Consider the following 7,227-nt stretch of genomic DNA (forward strand, 5'->3'; position numbering starts at 1 on the left):
CCCACTGCCCGTCCCGCACCCCCGCGACGCTGCTCTCCAACGCCCGGTACGAAGCGGCCAGCACCTCACGCCAAACCGGCCGCAGGGAGGTGACGGTGGCGGTGTCAGTGGTGTTCATGATCTTGCCCCTTCGCTCTTCTTCTCTTCCTTGCTTGTGACACCAGCCTAGGAGCCTATTAGGCTCTTTTCGTTCCTGATAATCCTGAGGGCGAGAAGACGATGGCTCCGACGACAACCCGAGTGCTGCGCCTGCTGTCCCTGTTGCAGGACCGGTCTCACACCGGCCGCGAACTCGCCGAGCGCCTCGGCGTGACCGAACGCACAGTGCGGCAAGACATCCAGCGCCTGCGCGAACTCGGCTATCCGGTGCACGCCACGCGCGGCGCCGTAGGCGGATACCGGCTCGGGCAAGGCGCGAAGATGCCCCCGCTGCTGCTCGACGACGACGAGGCGGTGGCCGTGACGCTGGCCGTCGGCCTGGCCGAGGACGGCTCCACCGGAATCGCGGACATCGACGCCAGCCTCACCCGGGCGCTCGCCAAACTCCAGCAGATCCTCCCCAGACGCCTGCAGCGCAAAGCGACCGCACTCCGGTCGGCCACCGCCGTCGGACCCGCCACGGTCGGCTCCCGCGAGCCGGACGCCCCGGTGCCCGCCGCCACCCTCACCGTCCTCGCGGGCGCGATCCGCGACGGCACGACCCTGCTGGCGACCCGCGCCGGCGCGACCCTGCCCGCGACCCACGCCCAGACCGAGACCGAGACCGAGATGGAGATGGAGCCCTACCGCCTGATCAGCTGGCGCCGCCGCTGGTTCCTGGTCGCCTACGACCTCGGCACGCACACCTGGCAGGCGGTACCGGTCGCCGACCTGACCCACGTCCGACCCGCATCCCGCCACTTCGCCGCCCGCCCGCTACCCGACAACGACCTCGTCGCCTTCGTCCTACGCGAAGTAGCCCAGACCGGCTGGAAGGTCCACGCCCGCGTCACCGTCCTCGCCCCCGCGGAAACCGTGATCGCCCGCATCAACCCCGCCGTAGGCCTAGTCGAACCCATCGACCCCCACACCAGCACCCTCATCACCGGCGCCGACGCCCTGGAGACCATCGCCATCTACCTCAGCATGCTGATGATGGACTTCCGCGTCGACGGCCCCCCCGAACTAGTCACCCACATCCGCACCCTGGCCCGCCGCTACACCGAAGCCCTCGACACGTAGCCACCATGGACAGCAACACCGAACCGGCCGGGCCCCGTCTCATCCGGGACAGCCCATCAGCGAGTGGGCAAGAGCCACCCAAGCACCCGTGTTAGCGGGGGTGTTAGCAAGATCGGGAGATTGTCAGGACAAACACAAAGGCCCGTCTCAGCTTTGCACTGGTGACGGGCCTTTCGAGTGGGCGCGGCCGGGAGGATTCGAACCCCCAACCTTCTGATCCGTAGGGAAGGGCAGACGCCTCGTCGACGGCATCTCGCACTGCTCAGGCGGTGGATGCGGTGTGGTGGCGTGCGATCGCGTAAGGCGGTGTTGCTGTACGGACTGCTGTACAGCAGTAATGACCGTCCGCCTTTCAGGCGGGGCGATCGTCCTGATCGAGTGGCGGACGCCGTGGTCAGAGGGCGCGGACGGTGGCCGATGTGGGCAGGTGGTGCCTGATGATGTCGTCACCGTTGTCGTCGGGTCCGGCGTGCCTGTGGTCGGTGACTGGGGTGGTGTTGCCTTCAGGCATCGTTTCCGGGCTTTGTCTCGGGTTGGGTGTGATTGGTGCGGACAATGCTTGGTATGACGGTGCGTCGGTGGGTGTTGGCGGGGACGGCCGGGGTGGTGGCCGTGCTGGCGGTGGTGTTTGCGGTGGCGGGGTGGGATCGGGCTGATCAGGCGGGTTCGGTGGTGTCGGCGTTGGCGGGGGTGGGGGCGCTGGGGGTGGCGGTGTGGGCGGCCTGGCCAGCGGCCTCGTGGGCTGGCGGGAGCGTTCGGGTGTCCAACACCGGGCGGGCCACTGCGCGGGGTGGCGGTCGGGCCAACACAGGGGTGTCGGGGCGGGCTAAGGCCGCTCCGGGGGAGGTGCGGGTCAAGCGCTCAGGGGATGCGGTCTCTGAGGGCGGGGACGCCAACACCGGTGTCAAGTTCTCCTGAACTCCGGCGGGCTGGGTGGTGCGGATCGTGGTGATCGGTGGAAGGGCAGGTCCGTGAAGAGCACCGTACGTCACAGCGGAGACGCCTCCGGTGGGGCGGGCAGTTACGTCATGACCGGGCACCACGAGGGCGATGTGGTCTTGGCGGGTTCGCCGGTGGCGCGGTCGGTGTACCTGGAGCAGGTCGAGCAGATCTTTCCCTGGAAGCTGGTAGGCCGCGAGGCCGAGCTGGCCGAGCTGGCCGAGTTCTGTACCGGTGATCATGATCGTGGTTATGTGTGGTGGCAGGGGCCGGCGTGGGCGGGCAAGTCGGCGTTGATGGCGTCCTTTGTGCTGGATCCGCCGCCGGGGGTGCGGGTGGTGTCGTTCTTCATCACCGCCCGGTATGCCGGCCAAAGCGACCGGGGGGCGTTTTTGGAGGTGGTGACCGAGCAGTTGGCCGCGTTGCTGGGCCAGCCGCTGCCACCGCTGGCGGGAGAGGCCGGCCGGCAGGGGTGGTTCGGACGGCTGCTGAAGGAGGCGGCGCACTGGTGCCGAGATCGCGGGGAGCGCCTGGTGCTGGTGGTGGACGGGCTGGATGAGGACCGGGGGGTGTGCGTGGGTCCGGGGGCGCACAGCATCGCCGCATTACTGCCGGAGGTACCCCCGCAGGGGATGCGGGTGGTGGTGTCGGGGCGTCCGGATCCGCCGGTTCCCTCTGATGTGCCGGTGCGGCATCCGCTGCGGGACCCGGGGATCGTGCGGATGCTGGCGCCCTCACCGGCGGCGCAAGTGATCCGGGATGCCGCAGAGCGGGAGTTGGATCATCTGCTGTACGGAGAGCGGGGGGAGCGGGATCTGCTGGGGCTGCTGGTGGCGGCCGGGGGCGGGTTGAGCAGTAGCGATCTGGCGGATTTGACGGGGGTGGCGCCGGGGGAGGTGGATCGGCTGCTGCGGGCGGTGTCGGGGCGCAGTTTCGCCAGCCGCGACAGCGTGTGGAGTTCGGGGCGGGGTGGGCGGGTGTTCGTGCTGGCGCATGAGGAGCTGGTGGCCGGTGCGAGGGCGGGGTTGGGTGAGAGCGTGCTGGCGGGGTACCGGGAGCGGATCCACGATTGGGCGCGGGCGTATGGGGGGCGGGGGTGGCCGGCGGGGACGCCGGAGTACTTGTTGCGTGGGTATCACCAGATGCTTCGCTCGTGTGGGGAGGTGGGGTGGATGGTGGTGTTGGCCACCGATCGGGTGCGGCTGGATCGGATGCTGGATGTCAGCGGTGGGGATGCGGCCGGCTTGGCGGAGGTGGCGGCCTGCCAGCAGGCAGTGTGCGGGCAGAATACGCCGGATCTGGATGCGCTGGTGCGCCTGGCGCGGGTGCGGGAGTTCCTGGCCGATCGCAACACCCACATCCCTCAAGGGCTACCGGCGGTGTGGGCCATGCTGGGCAACGTGCTGCGGGCCGAGGCCTTGGCCTATTCCATCACCGACCCCTCCGGCCAAGCCTGGGCGCTGAGCGACCTGGCCACCGCCCTGACCAAGATGAGGCAGACCGAACACGCCGAGCAAGTCGCCCGCACCATCACCAACCCCTCCGACCAAACCCAGGCGCTGCGCGGCCTAGCCACCGCCCTGGCCGAGATGGGCCAGACCGAACACGCCGAGAAAGTCGCCCACCACGCCGAGCAAGTCGCCCGCACCATCACCAACCCCTCCGACCAAACCTGGGCGCTGCGCGACCTGGCCACCGCCCTGGCCAAGATGGGCCAGACCGAACACGCCGAGCAAGTCGCCCGCACCATCACCAACCCCTCCGACCAAGCCTGGGCGCTGCGCGACCTGGCCACCGCCCTGACCAAGATGGGGCAGACCGAACACGCCGAGAAAGTCGCCCGCACCATCACCGACCCCTCCTACCAAGCCCGGGCGCTGCACGACCTGGCCACCGCCCTGGCCGAGATGGGGCAGACCGAACACGCCGAGGAAGTCGCCCACCACGCCGAGCAAGTCGCCCGCACCATCACCAACTCCTCCGACCAAACCCAGGCGCTGCGCGGCCTAGCCACCGCCCTGGCCGAGATGGGCCAGACCGAACACGCCAAGAAAGTCGCCCACCACGCCGAGCAAGTCGCCCGCACCATCACCAACCCCACCTACCAAACCCAGGCGCTGCGCGGCCTAGCCACCGCCCTGGCCGAGATGGGCCAGACCGAACACGCCAAGAAAGTCGCCCACCACGCCGAGCAAGTCGCCCGCACCATCACCGACCCCTCCGACCAAGCCTGGGCGCTGCGCGACCTGGCCACCGCCCTGACCAAGATGGGGCAGACCGAACACGCCGAGCAAGTCGCCCGCACCATCACCAACCCCTCCGGCCAAGCCTGGGCGCTGAGCGACCTGGCCACCGCCCTGACCGAGAGGGGGCAGAGCGAACATGCCGAGCAAGTCGTCGGCACCATCACCGACCCCTCCGACCAAACCCGGGCGCTGCACGACCTGGCCACCGCCCTGGCCAAGATGGGCCAGACCGAACACGCCGAGAAAGTCGCCCACCACGCCGAGAAAGTCGCCCGCACCATCACCAACCCCACCTACCAAACCCGGGCGCTGCACGACCTAGCCACCGCCCTGGCCGAGATGGGGCAGACCGAACACGCCGAGGAAGTCGCCCACCACGCCGAGCAAGTCGCCCGCACCATCACCAACCCCTCCGACCAAGCCTGGGCGCTGAGCGACCTGGCCACCGCCCTGACCGAGAGGGGGCAGACCGAACACGCCGAGGAAGTCGCCCACCACGCCGAGCAAGTCGCCCGCACCATCACCGACCCCTCCTACCAAACCCGGGCGCTGCGCGACCTGGCCACCGCCCTGGCCGAGATGGGGCAGACCGAACACGCCGAGAAAGTCGCCCGCACCATCACCAACCCCACCTACCAAACCCGGGCGCTGCACGACCTAGCCACCGCCCTGGCCGAGATGGGGCAGACCGAACACGCCGAGGAAGTCGCCCACCACGCCGAGCAAGTCGCCCGCACCATCACCGACCCCTCCGACCAAGCCTGGGCGCTGAGCGGCCTAGCCACCGCCCTGGCCGAGATGGGGCAGACCGAACACGCCGAGCAAGTCGCTCACCACGCCGAGCAAGTCGCCCGCACCATCACCGACCCCTCCTACCAAACCCGGGCGCTGCGCGACCTGGCCACCGCCCTGGCCGAGATGGGGCAGACCGAACACGCCGAGCAAGTCGCCCACAGCATCACCAACCCCACCGACCAAACCCAGGCGCTGCGCGGCCTAGCCACCGCCCTAGCCGAGATGGGCCAGACCGAACACGCCGAGAAAGTCGCCCACCACGCCGAGCAAGTCGCCCGCACCATCACCAACCCCTCCGACCAAACCCGGGCGCTGAGCGGCCTAGCCACCGCCCTGGCCGAGATGGGGCAGACCGAACACGCCGAGCAAGTCGCCCACACCATCACCAACCCCACCGACCAAACCCAGGCGCTGCACGACCTAGCCACCGCCCTGGCCAAGATGGGGCAGACCGAACACGCCGAGCAAGTCGCCCACCACGCCGAGCAAGTCGCCCGCACCATCACCAACCCCTCCGACCAAACCCGGGCGCTGAGCGACCTAGCCACCGCCCTGGCCAAGATGGGGCAGACCGAACACGCCGAGCAAGTCGCCCACCACGCCGAGCAAGTCGCCCGCACCATCACCAACCCCTCCGACCAAACCCGGGCGCTGAGCGGCCTAGCCACCGCCCTGGCCGAGATGGGGCAGACCGAACACGCCGAGCAAGTCGCCCACACCATCACCAATCCCACCTACCAAGCCCGGGCGCTGAGCGACCTGGCCACCGCCCTGACCAAGATGGGGCAGACCGAACACGCCGAGCAGGTCGCCCGCACCATCACCGACCCCTCCGACCAAGCCTGGGCGCTGAGCGACCTAGCCACCGCCCTGGCGAAGATGGGGCAGACCGAGCGAGCCGAGCAAGTCGCCCGCACCATCACCGACTCAGGCGGTATAGCCGAAGCGGTGAAAGCGGTCATCATCCATCTGGATCAAGACCGTGCTCGCCGATTCCTGGCCTGGGCGTTGACCAAGGCCCGATCAGACACGCTGCTGCCGGTAATCGCGGAGGTCGACTCGGCGGTCCTGGTGAGACTGGCCGATGAGGTTCTTTCCGAACCTGCCGGAGCGGCCTCCCCCGATGTCGGTGGGTCCGCGGGGTAAATCCGGTGGCAAGCCGTCCCGGCGCGCAGGGCCCCAAGGCCCGAGCACCGGGGCGGCGCGGCAGCGATCGGCCCCAATCTTCTACGGCGAGCAACCGAAGTGTGCCGATCGTCCCACCTCGGCCCATTGCCCGCGCGGAACCTCAGCCAGGATCGGTACCGGCGCCGCGGTCGGTCTAGGGTGGGATGCTGTGCGGCGGCTGGCACTGTTCGACCTGGACGGCACGCTGATCGACCTGCGTGCCGCCTTTCGTGTGTGGGCGGTGGAGTTCGCCACCGATCACCAACTCGGCCCGGGGCGGTCGAGTGGTTGATCGACTTGGATGGGACCGGATTGGCGCACCGGTGCGGGGTGTCGCTGGAGGCGGGTGGGTGGATGGTGGGTGACAGTCTGGTCAAGGACGTCAGGGGCGGCCGAGCGGCGGGCTGCGTACGGTGTGGGTCAATCCGGGCGGCCTGGTCATGGACGGGCCAGGGGCTGATTACGAGGTGCGGGCGGTGAAAGAGGCCATGGCGCTGCTGGCAGCCCTGGCCTGAGTCTGCGAGTCCGGTACGGGTGAGGCTGGCTGCGGATCACGGGGTTTGCTAGGTGGCTGTTGGCGCGCGGGACGGTGCCGACCGCGACCGGCCGAAGAGCCGCAGCGCGGGCGGCGACCGCCTGGCGCGCGGCGGGCCGCGAAGCGGACCGCCTTTAAAGACGTAGAGAAAGTTCTCATCCGCAGAATGTGGTTCCGATGTGTGCGACCGACGTTGATCGTTTACGCCTGGGTCTGGGTCTTCTGCCTGAGGCGTTCGTAGGGGGTTTGGCCGCCGAGGCCGCCGTGGGGTCGATGGTAGTTGTAGTAGTCCTCCCATTCGCGGAGCTTGTCGTTGAACACCTC

Annotated in this window: 4 protein-coding genes; 3 read left to right on the forward strand and 1 reads right to left on the reverse strand. The window is 69.2% G+C overall.

Annotated elements, in window-relative coordinates; all coding sequences use genetic code 11:
• Nucleotides 1-219 precede the first annotated feature (219 nt).
• From ACFP1K_RS40685 to ACFP1K_RS40695, 3 genes are all read left to right on the forward strand, one after another.
• Nucleotides 220-1,221, forward strand: coding sequence for a helix-turn-helix transcriptional regulator (locus tag ACFP1K_RS40685; RefSeq protein WP_380763876.1), 1,002 nt, complete (start codon nt 220-222; stop codon nt 1,219-1,221).
• A 971-nt stretch (nt 1,222-2,192) separates the two neighbouring features.
• Nucleotides 2,193-6,347, forward strand: coding sequence for a hypothetical protein (locus ACFP1K_RS40690; protein WP_380763878.1), 4,155 nt, complete (start codon nt 2,193-2,195; stop codon nt 6,345-6,347).
• Nucleotides 6,348-6,537: 190 nt separating this feature from the next.
• The gene (locus tag ACFP1K_RS40695) at nt 6,538-6,660 is read left to right on the forward strand and encodes a hypothetical protein (RefSeq protein WP_380763880.1); all 123 of its coding nucleotides are present in this window, start codon (nt 6,538-6,540) and stop codon (nt 6,658-6,660) included.
• Nucleotides 6,661-7,104: 444 nt separating this feature from the next.
• On the opposite strand, the gene ACFP1K_RS40700 is transcribed toward ACFP1K_RS40695, so the two are convergent.
• Nucleotides 7,105-7,224: an integrase core domain-containing protein gene (locus ACFP1K_RS40700; protein ID WP_380763882.1), complete on the reverse strand. Its 120-nt coding sequence runs from the start codon at nt 7,222-7,224 to the stop codon at nt 7,105-7,107.
• Nucleotides 7,225-7,227: the final 3 nt, after the last annotated feature.

This window comes from Sphaerisporangium aureirubrum, from assembly GCF_042658925.1.
Taxonomy (GTDB): Bacteria; Actinomycetota; Actinomycetes; order Streptosporangiales; family Streptosporangiaceae; genus Sphaerisporangium; species Sphaerisporangium aureirubrum.

Bases quoted from the DNA above. Each gene is read 5' to 3' on its own strand.
- ACFP1K_RS40685 (WP_380763876.1), top strand. From the start codon at position 220: ATGGCTCCGACGACAACCCGAGTGCTGCGCCTGCTGTCCCTGTTGCAG.